At 63.5% G+C, this 15039-nt stretch carries 13 protein-coding genes; all 13 read left to right on the top strand.

Translation table 11 applies throughout. From position 1 onward, the window contains the following. Nucleotides 1-7: 7 nt before the first annotated feature. The 13 genes from R2823_00975 (at nt 8) to R2823_00915 (ending at nt 15023) form a co-directional block, all read left to right on the top strand. Complete coding sequence (locus R2823_00975; protein MEZ5174765.1) at nt 8-565, top strand: NADH-quinone oxidoreductase subunit C; 558 nt, start codon at nt 8-10, stop codon at nt 563-565. Beyond that, entirely contained in the window at nt 562-1977 is a 1416-nt protein-coding gene (gene nuoD / locus R2823_00970; GenBank protein MEZ5174764.1) for an NADH dehydrogenase (quinone) subunit D, read from the top strand. Before R2823_00975 ends, nuoD begins: the two co-directional genes overlap by 4 nt. Continuing rightward, entirely contained in the window at nt 1974-2618 is a 645-nt protein-coding gene (locus tag R2823_00965; protein ID MEZ5174763.1) for an NAD(P)H-dependent oxidoreductase subunit E, read from the top strand. The genes nuoD and R2823_00965 overlap by 4 nt, the downstream gene beginning before the upstream one ends. Next, nucleotides 2615-3907: an NADH-quinone oxidoreductase subunit NuoF gene (gene nuoF, locus R2823_00960; GenBank protein ID MEZ5174762.1), complete on the top strand. Its 1293-nt coding sequence runs from the start codon at nt 2615-2617 to the stop codon at nt 3905-3907. The genes R2823_00965 and nuoF overlap by 4 nt, the downstream gene beginning before the upstream one ends. Continuing rightward, nucleotides 3900-6356, top strand: coding sequence for an NADH-quinone oxidoreductase subunit NuoG (nuoG, locus tag R2823_00955; GenBank protein ID MEZ5174761.1), 2457 nt, complete (start codon nt 3900-3902; stop codon nt 6354-6356). The genes nuoF and nuoG overlap by 8 nt, the downstream gene beginning before the upstream one ends. After that, nucleotides 6353-7399, top strand: a complete 1047-nt coding sequence (gene nuoH / locus R2823_00950) for an NADH-quinone oxidoreductase subunit NuoH (GenBank protein ID MEZ5174760.1) — start codon at nt 6353-6355, stop codon at nt 7397-7399. Before nuoG ends, nuoH begins: the two co-directional genes overlap by 4 nt. A 10-nt stretch (nt 7400-7409) precedes the next feature. Beyond that, a complete protein-coding gene (gene nuoI, locus R2823_00945) occupies nt 7410-8081 on the top strand; it encodes an NADH-quinone oxidoreductase subunit NuoI (protein MEZ5174759.1) in 672 nt (223 codons plus the stop codon). Next, nucleotides 8074-8604 carry an NADH-quinone oxidoreductase subunit J gene (locus R2823_00940; GenBank protein MEZ5174758.1) on the top strand — a complete coding sequence of 177 codons (531 nt, stop codon included), beginning with the start codon at nt 8074-8076 and terminating at the stop codon, nt 8602-8604. Before nuoI ends, R2823_00940 begins: the two co-directional genes overlap by 8 nt. Beyond that, nucleotides 8604-8915 carry an NADH-quinone oxidoreductase subunit NuoK gene (gene nuoK / locus R2823_00935; GenBank protein MEZ5174757.1) on the top strand — a complete coding sequence of 104 codons (312 nt, stop codon included), beginning with the start codon at nt 8604-8606 and terminating at the stop codon, nt 8913-8915. Before R2823_00940 ends, nuoK begins: the two co-directional genes overlap by 1 nt. Before the next feature lie 4 nt (nt 8916-8919). Then, nucleotides 8920-10791, top strand: a complete 1872-nt coding sequence (gene nuoL / locus R2823_00930) for an NADH-quinone oxidoreductase subunit L (protein MEZ5174756.1) — start codon at nt 8920-8922, stop codon at nt 10789-10791. Further along, a complete protein-coding gene (locus R2823_00925; GenBank protein ID MEZ5174755.1) occupies nt 10791-12332 on the top strand; it encodes an NADH-quinone oxidoreductase subunit M in 1542 nt (513 codons plus the stop codon). The genes nuoL and R2823_00925 overlap by 1 nt, the downstream gene beginning before the upstream one ends. Further along, complete coding sequence (locus R2823_00920; GenBank protein MEZ5174754.1) at nt 12332-13810, top strand: NADH-quinone oxidoreductase subunit N; 1479 nt, start codon at nt 12332-12334, stop codon at nt 13808-13810. The genes R2823_00925 and R2823_00920 overlap by 1 nt, the downstream gene beginning before the upstream one ends. 64 nt (nt 13811-13874) lie before the next feature. Then, nucleotides 13875-15023, top strand: a complete 1149-nt coding sequence (locus R2823_00915) for a polymer-forming cytoskeletal protein (GenBank protein ID MEZ5174753.1) — start codon at nt 13875-13877, stop codon at nt 15021-15023. Nucleotides 15024-15039: the final 16 nt, after the last annotated feature.

The following is a 15039-nucleotide window of genomic DNA, read 5'->3' as shown; positions in this document are numbered from 1 at the left end:
TGTTCTGATGGCAAGCGACGACGCCCTGACCGCGACCGAGACACCAACCCAACGCACGGGACTTTCGGACAACGAGCTCGTCGCGTCCGTGCTGGCTGCGCTCGACGACACCATCGGCATCACGGTTGTGGCGCAATCCTTCGCGTCGTCAGCATCGGTGTATCACCGGGTTTCGGTGCCGACCGACCGCTATGTCCCTTCCGTTGTGGCAGCAAAGGATCAGGGCTTCGACATGTTCATCGACCTGTACGCGGTGGACCACTTCACGGAAGCACCGCGGTACGAGGTCGGCGTGAATCTGCTGTCCATGGAAGCCAACCAGCGGATCATCATCTCGACCCGGGTCCCACACGATGACCCCACCGTGCCGACGATCACCGGCCTGTTCATCGGTGCGAACTTCTACGAACGCGAGGCCTTCGACCTCTTCGGGATCGACTTCCCCGGCCACCCCGACCTGACCCGCATCCTGCTCCCCGACGACTGGGAAGGTCATCCGCTCCGGAAGGACACCTCGGTCGGTGCCATCCCGGTCGAGTTCAAGGCCGGGAGCGTCGACCTGTGACCGATCGGACCGTGAACGACATGGCCGACGGGTCCGACACGACACAGGCGAAGCCGATGTCGGCTGCCGACCAACGGCGGGCCACCCACAGTGTGTGGGTCAGCGGAACCGAGGAGCGCTACCCGTTCGCCGCCGCTACCGACGAAGGGGCGCAGGAGATGCTGCCCGCAGCGGACGATCCCGGGGCACGCATGCAGGCCGGCATCGCTGTTGAGGACGACTATCTGTCGGAGCCGGAGACAGATGTTGCGGAGCGTCAGATCATCAACATGGGTCCGCAGCACCCATCGACCCACGGGGTGCTCCGCCTCCACCTCGAGCTCGAAGGCGAGACCGTTCGGCGGGTGAAACCGATCATCGGCTACCTCCACACCGGTATGGAGAAAACGGCAGAGACCCTCACCTACGCACAGGGTGCCACGAATGTCACCCGCATGGATTACCTGGCTCCCTTCCACAACGAGCTCGCGTACTCCCTCGCCGTCGAACAGCTGCTCGGGATCGATGTCCCACCGCGGGCGAGTGCCATCAGGGTGCTCATGACCGAGCTCAATCGGGTCTCGAGTCACCTGCTGTGGGCCGCCACCCAGGGCATGGACATCGGTGCGCTCTCGATGATGATCTATGGGTGGCGCGAACGCGAGGTCTGCCTCGATTTCTTCGAGAAGACCACAGGGCTTCGGATGAACCACAACTACATCCGGGTCGGTGGCGTCGCAGCCGACCTCCCTGACGGCTGGGAGGACGACATCTCGAGCCTGATCGGGATCGTTACAAGGGGCATCGGGGAATACCGCGAACTCCTCGATGAGAATCCGATCTTCCTCGACCGGACCCTCGGGGTCGGTGTCATCACGCCGGCCGAATGCAAGCAGTACGGCGTCACCGGCCCGATTGCCCGTGGCTCCGGGCTTGCGTGGGACCTCCGCAAAACGAACCCGTACTGCGGGATCGACGAGTACGAGTTCGATGTTCCGACCGGTCTCCATGGTGATGTCTACGACCGCTACATGGTCCGGATGGAAGAGATGATCCAGTCGCTGCGGATCGTGCAACAGGTCACCGAGACGATGCCAGGAGGCGACTACCGAAGTGAGGACCGGAAAGTCACCCCGCCGCCGAGGAAGCGAATCGACGAGTCGATGGAAGCGCTGATCCATCACTTCAAACTGTTCACGGAAGGCATCAGGGTTCCGAGTGGTGCTGCTTACCAGTCGGTCGAGGGGCCCCGTGGCGAGCTCGGGTGCTATCTCGTGTCGAAGGGCGGCGCTCGGCCGTGGCGCATGCACTGGCGTGCCCCGTCGTTCGCCGCGGTCCAGGCGCTTCCCGTGATGATGACCGACTCGCTGGTTGCCGATCTCGTCGCGTCGCTCGCGTCGGCTGATCCGGTCCTCGGAGATGTCGATCGATGACACCCCAGACGATCCGCACCATCATCGGCCACTGGTCCTCCGCCAACCGTGGTCGCGCGGAGGAGATCCTTGCGGGCTACCCCGAACGCCGTTCGGCGGTGATGCCGTTGCTGTACCTCGCGAGTCTCGAACACGATTACGCATCCGACGAGGCCATGAGGGAGGTTGCGGCCCTCGTCGGGATCACCCCGTCGCAGGTGCGGTCCGTGGCCTCGTTCTACACGATGTACAAGCGCGAGCCGGTGGGAACCTATCTCGTGTCGGTGTGCACATCGATCTCATGTCACCTCCTCGGGGGTGATGCGGTCCTGTCCTCGATCGCACAGGCAAGTGGAGTCGCACATGGGGAGACCTCCGATGACGGCGTGATCTCGGTCGAGCGCGTCGAATGCATCGGTGCTTGCGGTGGTGCACCTGCCATGCAGGTGAACTACGAGCTCGTCGAGGGCGTCACCCCGGACAAGGCCGCCGCCCTCGTAGCGTGGCTGCGCCAGACGACACCGTCGGTGGTTCTCGCCGACGAGATGCAGCAGCTCTTCGGTGGGCAGCGTTCCTTCGAGACAGGGCCCTCCGAGTCGACCGGCGCCATCGCGCCCGTCCCGGCATTCGGTCCGTACGGATCGACGGGAGAGGGCCGATGACGAAGATCCTGACAGCCCGCATGGAAGCCCACCCAACGGACAGCAACACGATCACCCGATACCTCGACACTGGCGGCTATGCGACGCTTCGCCGAGTTCTCGCTTCCTCAACACCCGAAGAGGTCATCGACCAGATCAAGACATCGAATATTCGTGGGCGCGGGGGTGCAGGCTTCCCCACAGGGATGAAATGGGGGTTCCTTGCGAACAGTGACCCGAAGTACCTCGTCGTCAACGGCGATGAGTCCGAACCGGGTACCTTCAAGGACCGCCAACTGCTGGAGCGTGACCCGCACCAACTCCTCGAGGGGATCGTCATCTCGTCGTTCGCGCTCGGCGTCAACCGCGCATTCGTGTACATCCGCGGCGAATACCCAAAACCGGCACGGCGTCTCCAACGGGCGATCGAGGAGGCGTACGAGGCCGGACTCCTCGGGGACAACATCGCTGGAAGCGACTTCTGTCTCGATGTGTCCATTCATCTCGGTGCGGGTGCCTACATCTGCGGGGAGGAAACGGCGTTGTTGAACAGCCTCGAGGGTCGTCGCGGTGAACCGAGGCTCAAGCCCCCCTTCCCGGCGGTGGAGGGTCTCTACCGCCGGCCGACGATCGTCAACAATGTCGAGTCGCTCTCCAATGTTCCTTGGATCATCGAACATGGGGGCGACGCCTACGCCGCGATCGGACCGGAGCGGTCGGCGGGAACCCGGCTGTTCTCCCTGTCCGGGCATGTGAACAGGCCCGGCAACTACGAGATCGTCATGGGGATCAGCTGGCGGGAGCTGATCTACGAGATCGGTGGCGGCATCAGGGACGGGAACGCGCTCAAGACCTGGATCCCCGGGGGTGCCTCGGCGCCATGGCTCGTTCCCGAACACCTCGATACGCTGATCACGATCGATGGAGTCCTCGAGTACGGAACCATGCTCGGTTCCGGGGCCGTGGTCGTCATGGACGAGACGACCGATGTCGTCGGGGCAGCCCACAGCATCGTGAGGTTCTTCGCCCACGAATCCTGTGGGCAGTGCACCCCGTGCCGGGAAGGCACCACATGGCTCCAGGACATCCTCGAGAGGATCATGGCGGGCCGTGGTCGCCAGAAGGACATCGAGCTCCTCCTCGATATCTCGGACAACATCTCACCCGGCCTCGCATGGCCGCCGGCCATGACCACGATCTGTCCGCTCGGACCATCGGCGACAGCTCCGATCACCTCGATCACGAAGTACTTCCTCGACGAGGTGAAGGGTCGCATCGCTGCGCAACCGCTGGAGGTCGTCGATGGCTGACCGCGCGGTTCCGGATCCCACGACCGTCACGATCACGATCAACGGTGTCGACCACATCGTCGACGCCGGACAGCGCTTGATCACGGCAGCCGAACGGGTCGGCAACTACATCCCCCGATTCTGTCACCACGAAAAGCTCGACCCGGTCGGCAAGTGCCGCATGTGTCTCGTGGAGGTGGAGGGACCCCGCGGGAAGCAGCTCGTGCCGTCATGCACGATGCTCGTCAGCGACGGCATGGTCGTCGACACGGAATCCGAAGTCGTCAAGAAAGCCCAAAACGGTGTGCTCGAGTTCCTCCTCATCAACCACCCCCTCGACTGTCCGGTGTGCGACAAGGGTGGCGAGTGCCCGCTCCAGGATCAGACGATGGCGTACGGGCCCGGCGAGAGTCGCTTCATCGAGGCGAAGCGGACCTTTGTCAAGCCGATCCCGATCTCTGATGTTGTTCTCCTCGACCGGGAACGGTGCGTCCTCTGTGACCGCTGCGTTCGTGTTGCAGACGACATCGCGGGAGATCCCCTCATCACTTTCAATGAGCGCGGGAATCAGGTGCAGATCCTCACCTTCCCCGATGAACCGTTCAAGTCCTATTTCTCCGGTAACACGGTGCAGGTATGCCCCGTTGGCGCCCTCACCTCGGTCGACTATCGGTTCAGGGCTCGGCCGTGGGATCTCGAGGTCGTGCCATCCGTATCGCTCAGGGACACGGTCCATTCGACGGTCGAGATCCACACAAGCCGGGGCAAGGTCGTGCGGGTGTACGGCGCCGACAACGACCATGTCAACGATGGTTGGCTCTCGGACAAGGATCGGTTCTCGTTCGGCTCGATGCATCACGAGGATCGGGTTCTTACCCCACTTCAGCGCACCGGCGACGGGCACACGCCCATCCCGTGGCCGCAGGCCATCGAGGCCGTCGCCACCAGGCTCGGTTCGGTGCTCGGTACCGAGGTCGGCGCCATCGGGGGAGCGAACGGGACCAACGAGGAGGCGTACCTGATCGGGAAATTCATGCGCTCAATCGTCGGTTCACCCCACCTCGATGCACAGGTCGGCGACGGATTCGAGCCACAGCTCGCGGCTGCGGTCACGCCGCGCGCCCGAATCGACGACCTCGATGCGGCCACGACGATCCTCGTGTGGGGGCCCGACCTCAAAGAGACTCATCCGGTTTTGTACCTGCGGGTCCGAAAGGCGGCGCGCAACGGTGCGAACCTCGTGGTCGCGAGCCCTGCCGGAACGGGGCTGGATGGCATCGCGACGCATGTCGTCAGGTACCGGGCCGGTTCCGGACAGGACGCGGTTCGCAAGCTCTCGGCCGGGGAAGGCGATCTCGCATCGGTGCGGGCAGAGCTCGACGCCGGAGGAGTTGTGACGCTCTTCGGGCGATCCTCGCTCTGTGAGGATCCTCGGCTTGCCGAGTCGGTTGCGGCCTTCGCACGAACGCTCGAGGGTCCCGGCCTCCTTCCGCTCCTCGGGAGGGCAAACACCTTCGGGGCCCTCGACATGGGGCTCGCACCAACACTGCTCCCCGGCCGGGTGTCGATCCGCGATGGCGAGCACGCCGCTGCCATGACGGACCAGTGGGGTCTCATGCCCGAAGGGCCGGGCCTCGACACGATGGGAATGCTGCGGGCGGTCGAGTCGGGTGATGTGAATGTCCTGCTGCTGTTCGGGTCCGACCCGGTGAGGGACTGCCCTGACCCCGACCTCGCACGGCGAGCTCTCGAGATGGCCGAGTTCGTCGTTGCATTCGACGCGTTCGTGACCGACTCGTCACGCCACGCAGACCTCATCCTCCCTGCGGCACTGTGGGGCGAGGTCGACGGCACCGTGACGAACCTCGAAGGCAGGGTTCAGGCCGTCAGGGCTGCGCTTCAACCGGATGGGCAGGCCCAGTCGGTCCTGTTTGCCCTCAAGGACATCGCCACGGCCATGGGTGCGGACCTCGCGGCGTACGATGTCGCATCGATCACGAAGGAGATCTCCGCCGTCGCGCCCGCCTACCGCGGCATCACCGCCGACCATCTCACCTTCGAGACCGACGGAACGGGCGTTGTGGTGCCGATGGAAGGAGCACCCCAACCGCTCGGCTACATCCCGACGGATGGTGCCGTGCCCGTTGTCACCGACCGATACACCCTCCACTTCGCTCCATCGTTGTACGACGACGGAGTGACGACGCGGCATTCGCCGTCGATCGCCGGTCTCGTCCCCGCCGTCGAGGCGCGCCTCCATCCATCGGACGCGTCGCTCCTCGCGGTGGCGAACGGTGCGACGGTCATGGTGGCTGGCGAGCGGGTGTTCCCGGTGCGAGTCGATCCGTCGGTAGCGAAGGGTTCCATCGTGTTGCCCTTCAACCAGGTGGCGACGAAGGGTCTTGCCGCGATGGCGGCTGTCTCCGTGAAGGCGATTCGTGACATCGACGGGAATGAGGGAATCGCATGAGCCCTCTCATCGAGGCTGTCGCCAAAGTCGTCGTTGCCTTCGTCTTCCTGTTGCTGACGGTGCTCGTCCTCGTCTGGGCAGAACGCAAATGGGTGAGCGACCTCCAGAACCGCATCGGGCCGAACCGGGCCGGGCCCTTCGGGGTGCTCCAGAGCCTCGCCGATGGGGTCAAGGCATTCTTCAAGGAATCAATCTCGCCGACCCGTGCCGAATACGGGATCTACATCGCGGCACCGATCGCGTCCCTCATCCCGGCACTGCTGATCTTCCTTGTCATCCCGATCGGTGCCCCCATCGAGATCGGCGGCACCACCTACACCCTCCAGGTGATGGACCTCAACATCGGGCTGCTGTATGTGCTCGCCCTGTCATCGGTCGCGGTGTACGCGGTGACGCTCGCGGGGTGGAGTTCCGGGTCGAAGTATCCACTCCTCGGTGCCGTGCGGGCATCAGCACAGATGATCTCATACGAGGCCGCGATGGGGCTTGCGCTCGTGCCGGTGGTGATGCTCGCCGGCTCGACCTCGATCGCCCAGATCGTCGCGGGGCAGCAGGGCACCTTCGGCGCGATCCTCCCTGCCTGGAATGTCGTCCTCGTCCCGTCATTCGTGATTTTTCTCATCGCAGGGTTTGCGGAGACGAATCGCGCGCCTTTCGACCTGGTCGAGGCCGAGTCCGAGATCGTCGGCGGTTACCACACCGAGTACTCGGGACTCCCGTTCGCCTTGTTCTTCCTTTCGGAATACATGAATGTGTTCAACATCTCCGCACTGACCGTGACCCTCTTCCTCGGTGGGTGGGGCGGGCCGGTGCCAGACGGTCTGCCGACGGTCATCCAGTGGGTTCTTCCTGTCGCCTACTTCCTTGTCAAGACATGGGCGCTGGTGTTCTTCTTCGTATGGGTGAGGGCAACCCTCCCACGCATGCGGTACGACCAGCTGATGTCGTTCGGCTGGAAGCGTCTCATTCCGGTCTCGCTCGCATGGATCATCCTGTGCGCGTTGGCGTTCGGCGTCAGGGATCTGGGGATGCCGTGGTCATGAGGAGGCATCGATGAGTTGGATCTCAGATTTGCTCGGGCCGTTCAAGGGGTTCGCGGTCACGCTCCGCCAGGCACGCAGGAAGCCCGTCACCCGCAAGTACCCGTCGGAGAAGCGCGTCAAGCCGACCCGTTTCCACGGAAGGCACGCACTGAACCGCTACCCCAACGGGATGGAGAAATGTATCGGCTGCGAGCTGTGCGCTGGCGTCTGCCCCGCCGACTGCATCTATGTCAGGGGTAGGGACAATCCGCCCGATGCGCCGGTCAGCCCGGGTGAGCGGTTCGGCTATGTCTACGAGATCAACATGTTGCGGTGCATCTTCTGCGCCATGTGTGTCGAGGCGTGCCCCACCGAAGCGATCACCATGACGCACCTCTTCGAGATGTCGGTCACGAACCGCGACGATGCCATCTACACCAAGGACGAGCTTCTGGTGCAACCGGACGGAACCCCGAACCATCCACAACCCGAGAGTCCTCTCATCGACCTGAACGAGCTTCGACTCGGCGATGGGTGGATGCGGGCCACTTCGCCGTCTGGCCGCGCCGAGTACCAAGGGGTCGTCGCGTGGACACCCTCGGCGAGGACCGGCGCCCTCCCTCCCGAAACCGGCCAGTCAAGACTGGAGAGAGCTTCCGGCACACCCGGCGACACCGATGACGGGGCGACCACCGATGGCTGAAGTCGTCGTCTTCGTCATCTTCGCCCTGGTCGCGCTCGCGGGTGCCACCACCATGGTGGCGGCCCGCCAGCCGGTCTACTCGGTGATCGGCCTTCTCGCGTCGATGTTCTCCCTCGCGGTGCTCTATGTGGTCCTCGACGCCCACTTCGTCGCCGCCGTCCAGGTGATCATCTATGCAGGAGCGGTCATGACCCTGTTCCTGTTCGTGATCATGCTCATCGGTGTCGACAAACCCGGGGCCTATGGCCCGCGGGTTCCCGCCCAGGGAGTCATCACTGCCGTGGTGTCCGTCGGGCTCTTCGCGGCGATCGTTCTCGCCGCGAGAAGTGCATGGGTCACCGGCTCCGCGCTGGTCGGCTCGTCAGACCTTTCAGGCACGATCGAGAACACCGCCGATGAGCTGTTCGGGACATGGACAATCGTGTTCCTCTCAACGGTGATGCTGCTCACGATCGCCGCCGTTGGCACGATCGCCCTTGCGTACTACGGGTCGGGCCCAGCGGACGAGGACGCGACGCTGTGATGGGTCTGGTCGTCACCACCTCGTGGTATCTCACGCTCGCCGCTGCTCTGTTCGCCATCGGCGCGGGGGGCGTCATCATCCGGCGCAACGCCCTCGTCATGTTCATGTCGATCGAGTTGATGCTCAACAGCGTGAACCTCACCTTTGTTGCCGTGTCGAAGGACCTCGGCCTCATCGAGGGCCAGGTCGCAGCCCTGTTCGTCATGGTGGTCGCTGCCGCCGAGGTCACCGTGGGGCTCGCGATCATCGTTGCCGTGTTCCGCAAACGGGCAAGTGCCAATGTCGATGAACTTGCCGAGATGAAGGGCTGAGGGAATGACCGATCTCATCTGGCTCGTCATCGCGATTCCCCTCGTGGGTGCGGTGGTCAACCTCCTCGCAGGCAGGCGAATCGGGGAGCCGGTCGCCGGATGGTTCGCCTTCGCGATGGTTGCCGTGCCGTTCGCAGTCGCGATCGGACCAACCGTCGGCTTCCTCACGGGCGATGCGCAGCCCGCCACCATCCACCTCTTTTCGTGGATTCCCGTCCTTGGCGTGGAAGCCGACCTGCTGTGGGATCCCCTGTCGTCGCTGCTCACCCTCATCGTGACGGGTGTCGGTGGGCTCATTCACCTGTACTCGATCTCGTACATGCACAACGATGAGCGCTTCCCCCGGTTCTTCTCCTACCTGAACTTGTTCATTGCATCCATGCTCGTGTTGGTTCTCGCCGCCAACTACGCCGTGATGTTCATCGGATGGGAACTGGTCGGCCTCTCGTCGTACCTGCTGATCTCGTTCTGGTTCACGAAACCAGCCGCTGCCGCCGCCGGCAAGAAAGCCTTTGTTGTCAACCGGATCGGCGACTGGGGATTCCTCGTCGCGATGATGCTCATCTTCGCCGCATTCGGCACCCTCGATTTCCACACGGTATTCACGGATGCGCCGGCTGTTCTCTCGGTGGGCATGGCAACGGCAATCACCCTGTGCCTGTTCATCGCAGCGGCGGGCAAGTCCGCTCAGATCCCGCTGTACATCTGGCTCCCCGATGCCATGGAGGGCCCGACACCCGTCTCGGCCCTGATCCACGCTGCGACGATGGTCACGGCTGGTGTCTTCATGATGGCGAGATCGGCGGTCCTGTTCGAAATGGCTCCGGTGACGGGCGCCGTGGTTGCCACGGTCGGTGTTCTCACCGCGCTCCTCGCGGCGGTGATTGCCGTCGCACAGAAGGACATCAAACGAGTCCTCGCGTATTCGACCATCAGTCAGCTCGGCTACATGGTCCTCGGCATCGGCGTTGGCGTCTACACCGCAGGCATCTTCCACCTGACAACCCATGCCTTCTTCAAAGCATTGCTCTTCCTCGGCGCCGGTTCCGTCATCCACGCAATGGCCGGCGAGCAGGACATGAACAAGATGGGCGGGCTCCGATCCAGGATGCCGATCACCTTCGTCACGATGGGTGCGGCGTGGCTCGCCATCACCGGTGTCTTCCCGCTGTCGGGGTTCTGGTCGAAGGACGAGATCCTCGCAGGTGTGTTTGCGCGAGGTGGCGCCTGGTACACCTTGTGGTTCATCGGTGTTGTCGGTGCCGCGCTCACCGCGTTCTACATGACGAGGCTCTTCGTGATGACCTTCATGGGCGAGGAGCGCTGGGACGACGGTGTCCACCCACACGAGAGCCCGTCGTTGATGACGATCCCGCTTGTCGTCCTTGGGGTGTTCACGGTGCTCTTCGGACTGGTCAACACACCGATCCGCTATGCCTTCGAGCACTTTCTCGAACCCTCCTTCCACGGTGTTGCCCATCCCGAACCGCTCGACACGACGCTGCTGTGGACGCTTGCGATCCTCACGCTTGTGGTCGCGCTCGCCGGTATCGCCGTTGCGTGGCGTCGCTACCGGGCAGCGTCGCTTCCGGCGGAAGATGGAGGATTCTGGCGGCATGCACTCGCCGGGTTCGGTGTCGATGACTTCTTCGGAAGGGTCATCGTGGCTCCGGGCAAGCAGGCATCCGAGCTTGCGGCCGAAGCCGATGCGTCGGTCATCGACGGGGCCGCGCACGGCATCGCGTCCGGGGTACGGATGATCGGTGACGCCCTCAAGCCGGTCCAAGGCGGCAAGGTCCGGGCCTATGCCGGGGTCCTCACCGCCGCTGCCGTGGTACTCATCGTCGTGATGGTGCTCGCAGGGGGAGGTCTGTGATGGATGTGCTCTCGATGCTCATCGCACTGCCCTTCTTCGGCGCCGTCGTCGTCGCGCTGATTCCGAAGCAGCGCCAGGAGGTCGTCCTCCCCGTTGCGTTCGGCGTCTCGCTCGCCCCTCTCGCCGTGGCCCTCTATCTCGTCGCCACCTACTCGATCTCGGAGGCAGGCTTCCAGTTCTCGGAATCGATCGTCCTTTCGGAACGGTTCGGCATCTCGTGGCTGGTCGCCATTGACGGGATCTCCGTGTTCATGGTGCTGCTGACGGCCATTCTGTTTCCGCTTTCCATCCTCGCGTCGCGTTCGATCACCGACCGCGTCAAGACCTACATGGCGCTCATGTTGATCCTCGAAGGCGCCGTTTTTGGCGTGTTTCTCGCGCTCGACCTCCTCGTGTTCTTCGCCTTCTTCGAGATCGTCCTCATCCCGATGTATCTCCTGATCGCGCTGTGGGGATCCGAGCGGCGGGCGTATGCGGCCTTGAAGTTCGTCGTCTTCACCGCGGTGGGTTCAGCGTTTCTTCTCGCCGGAATCATCGTGCTCGGCGTGCTCGGCGGCGACGCGATCGGCGCCTCGTCTTCCTTCGATTGGCGGGTGCTGCTCTCGCTGGACCTTCCCCGCAACACGCAGCTCTGGCTGTTCGTGGGGTTCGGACTTGCCTTCGCGATCAAGGTCCCGATGTTCCCGTTCCATACCTGGCTTCCGGATGCGCACACGGAGGCACCAACGGCAGGCTCGGTGATCCTCGCGGGCGTCCTGCTCAAGCTCGGCACCTACGGGTTGCTCCGATTCAACCTGACCCTCTTCCCAGATGCGGTCGTCGATCTCGCTCCTGTCATCGGCGTGCTCGGTGTCGTCGGAATCATCTACGGCGCTGCCGCGGCGATCGTCCAACCGGATTTCAAGAGGCTCGTTGCGTACTCATCGGTCAGCCATATGGGGTTCATCGTGCTCGGGCTCTTCGCGTTGACGAGTCAGTCGCTCCAGGGCTCGGTCTTTTTGATGATCAGCCACGGTCTCACGACCGGCGCGTTGTTCCTGTTGATCGGGATGATCTACGACCGAACGCACACTCGCGCCATCGCCGACTACGGCGGACTTGCCAAGGTGATGCCGATCTACGCGGGCATCTTCCTGTTCTCGGTGTTCGCGTCGGCCGGCCTCCCTGGGCTTTCGGGATTCATTGGGGAGTTCACGATCCTCATCGGCTCATATCTCACCCTTCCGGTGCTCGCGATCGCGGCCGGTGTCGGCGTGATTCTTGCCGCGGTCTACCTCCTGTGGATGTACGAACGGGTCTTCACCGGACCCGTCAGCAGCAATGTCCAAGCGCTGAAGGATCTCAACTTCCGCGAGGTCGCGATCATGGTGCCCCTCATCATCCTGATCATCGTGCTGGGGGTATTCCCGAAACCGGTGATGGACCGCATCCAGCCGTCCATCGAGCCGATCCTCGACCGGATCGAGTTCACAACCGACTTCGAGGTACCTGTCCATGGACGCATCGATGACATCGGTTTCCATGAAGGAGGTGGGGGCTGATGGAGCACGCATCCTTGCTTGCGGTCTCCTTCGAAGTCGTTCTCCTCGCAGGGGCGCTCGCGGTCCTTCTCGTCGCGGTGGTTGCGAACCGGGCACCTGCGGTATGGGGGCCCGTTGCCGGATTCGCGTTCCTGCTATCGGCGATCGCTGGCCTTTGGCAGTGGTTCGAGGTTGACTCCGGTAACGGCGGCCTGTTCTTCTCAAGCCAGCATCTCGACATCCTCCGATCCCCGATGGTCGTCCTCGACGGGTTCTCGGCCCTTGCAGCGATCGTGCTCGGCCTTGTCGGCTTTGTCGGGTTCCTCGGATCGTGGGATTTGCAGGCTCGTCTCGGGAAACGCGCCGCAGAGTTCTCAGTCCTGATGCTCCTCGGCGTTGCCGGACTCCACATGATGACCGCGACCCCGAACCTCGTCGTTGTTTTCATCGGGCTCGAGACGGCGTCGATCTCGTTCTATGTCCTCGCCGGGTTCACACGGAGCGTCCGCGGATCCGACGAGGCCGCCCTCAAGTACTTTCTCCTCGGATCGCTCGCCTCTGCACTCTTCCTCTACGGCGTGGCGCTCACCTTCGCAGCCACCGGATCGTTGACGATCTACGGTCAGAACAGCATCCGGAACTTCTTCTCGACCGAGATCGTCAGCAGTCCCGGAATCCTGCTCGCCGGTCTCGCGTTGATGCTCGTCGGGCTCCTGTTCAAAGTATCGGCAGCACCATTCCATCAGTGGGCACCCGATGTGTATGAAGGGGCGCCTGCGGGAGCCGTTGGGCTGATGGCGGCTGGAGTGAAGGTCGCGGGGTTGGCGGCGCTTGCCCGCATCTTCATCGGCGGCATGATCAGCCAGATTGACACCTGGGCCCCGCTTATTGCGGTCGTTGCAGGCATCTCGATGGTCGTCGGAACGGTGATGGCGCTGGTCCAAGATGACCTCAAGAGGATGCTCGCCTACTCCGGTGTTGCCCACGCGGGCTACCTGCTCACGACCCTCGTCGCGGGGCCCTTCGGTCTCGAAGCGATGTGGTTCTACCTCGCGACCTACTCGTTCATGATCGTCGGGGCGTTCGTCGTGGTGTCGGTTGTGGTCGGTCCCGGGGCCGGGTCGGCACCGATCGCTGCCTTGCGAGGACTCGCGAGGCGCAACACGGAGACCGCTTGGTTGATGACCGTGATGATGCTCGGGATGTCGGGGATGCCGTTTTTCGCTGGCTTCGTTGGGAAGGTCCTCGCGTTCACGGCGGCCAACGACGCTGGTTATCTGTGGCTCGTGATCATCGGAACCCTGACGACGGTGATCGGGCTGGTCTTCTACCTCAGGGTCGTGGCGGTCATGTTCACCGACAGCGACGAAGGGGCCCTCTCATTCGAGGTTTCGATGAATTCGCGGTTCGCGCTGATTCTTGCTTCGGCCGTCACCTTCGTGTTCGGTGTTGTACCGTGGCCCTTGCTCGATGTCGTCAGAAAAGCCATCCCGTTCTAGGAGCAGCATCGTACGGGGAGCTCCGTACCTGGGACTTGCCATCGCGGCCATCGTTGCCGCCGCGATGCCGATCCTTGGCGCACTCGTCACCACGAACATCTTCGTCGTCGCCGAAGACGACCCGGTCACCGAGGATGTCTATGTGACCTCGGTGCGAGGAATCGTCGATGGGGTGATCGATGGGGACCTCACGATCTTCACCGGGAATCTCACGATCAATGGAGAAGTCACCGGCAATGTCCAAGTGTTCTCCACCGGAACCGTGCGCATCTCTGACAACGCAAGAATCGGGGGGTCGTTGCGTGGTGCTGCGCTGAACATCACGATCAGCGGGCAGGTGGCATCCGATGTGTTCGCGTCAGGAGCCTCGGTGGTCATCGAGGAAGCCGGAGTCGTCGACCGCGATGTCATGGCATTCGGCGGTGTCGTGCGGGTCGAGGGATCCGTCGGGAGGGACCTGCGAGGACGGATGGTGCGCACAGTCGTTGATGGGACCGTTGCCGGCGATATCGATGTCGCGACCCAACGCTTCGAAGTCACCGACAACGCCGTCGTCGAAGGCGACATCTTGTACCGGTCGCCCGTCGGGGCATCCATCGGTGAAGCAGCCGCCGTGACGGGAACCATCACACGGCTGCCGTCCCAGAGCAACTTCATCTATGGCGTGATCATCACCGTGGCCAACATCGTCAGCTTCCTCGGATTCGTGCTCGCGGGGCTGATCGCTCTCGTCTTGCTGCGAAGCTCAGGAAGCCGGGCTACGGGAGCCGTCGTCACCCAACCCGTTCGGAGTTTCCTGTACGGCACAATCGCCGCCGTTGCGCTTCCGATCGCGATCGTCGTGTCGGCTGCCACGCTCGTCGGTCTCCCGGTTGCCCTGCTGCTGGTACTCGCCGCGGTCGCCGCGTTCATCGTTGGGCCGGTGCCGGCGGTCACCGCCCTCGGCAACCGCGTCCTGATCCGCAGGGGAGGCCTGCTCGGTGGTTTCCTCGTCGGGGCGGTCTTGTGGCGACTCGGGATCTGGCTCATTCCCGTATTTGGCGGGGTGCTGTACCTCATCGGGCTCGTGTTGGGCATCGGCGGATGGATCACCGGCTTCGTCGAAACGCGTAGGGGAGCCGAGCTGCCCCTTCGCCTGCTCCCCGCGACTATGACTGTCGACGACGGCATCCCCGACGACTGGGAGCCGCCCCTTGCCGGTCCGGCGTCTTGACCGTTGACCGTTGACG

The organism is Acidimicrobiia bacterium (assembly GCA_041393965.1).
In the GTDB taxonomy this organism is placed as follows: domain Bacteria; phylum Actinomycetota; class Acidimicrobiia; order Spongiisociales; family UBA5794; genus UBA5794.
This window is presented reverse-complemented; position numbering and strand designations above follow the sequence as displayed.

Bases quoted from the DNA above. Each gene is read 5' to 3' on its own strand.
- nuoK (MEZ5174757.1), top strand. From the start codon at position 8,604: ATGGGTCTGGTCGTCACCACCTCGTGGTATCTCACGCTCGCCGCTGCT.
- nuoG (MEZ5174761.1), top strand. From the start codon at position 3,900: ATGGCTGACCGCGCGGTTCCGGATCCCACGACCGTCACGATCACGATC.
- nuoI (MEZ5174759.1), top strand. From the start codon at position 7,410: ATGAGTTGGATCTCAGATTTGCTCGGGCCGTTCAAGGGGTTCGCGGTC.
- R2823_00915 (MEZ5174753.1), top strand. From the start codon at position 13,875: ATGCCGATCCTTGGCGCACTCGTCACCACGAACATCTTCGTCGTCGCC.
- R2823_00965 (MEZ5174763.1), top strand. From the start codon at position 1,974: ATGACACCCCAGACGATCCGCACCATCATCGGCCACTGGTCCTCCGCC.
- nuoL (MEZ5174756.1), top strand. From the start codon at position 8,920: ATGACCGATCTCATCTGGCTCGTCATCGCGATTCCCCTCGTGGGTGCG.
- R2823_00925 (MEZ5174755.1), top strand. From the start codon at position 10,791: ATGGATGTGCTCTCGATGCTCATCGCACTGCCCTTCTTCGGCGCCGTC.
- R2823_00975 (MEZ5174765.1), top strand. From the start codon at position 8: ATGGCAAGCGACGACGCCCTGACCGCGACCGAGACACCAACCCAACGC.
- nuoH (MEZ5174760.1), top strand. From the start codon at position 6,353: ATGAGCCCTCTCATCGAGGCTGTCGCCAAAGTCGTCGTTGCCTTCGTC.
- R2823_00920 (MEZ5174754.1), top strand. From the start codon at position 12,332: ATGGAGCACGCATCCTTGCTTGCGGTCTCCTTCGAAGTCGTTCTCCTC.
- nuoF (MEZ5174762.1), top strand. From the start codon at position 2,615: ATGACGAAGATCCTGACAGCCCGCATGGAAGCCCACCCAACGGACAGC.
- R2823_00940 (MEZ5174758.1), top strand. From the start codon at position 8,074: ATGGCTGAAGTCGTCGTCTTCGTCATCTTCGCCCTGGTCGCGCTCGCG.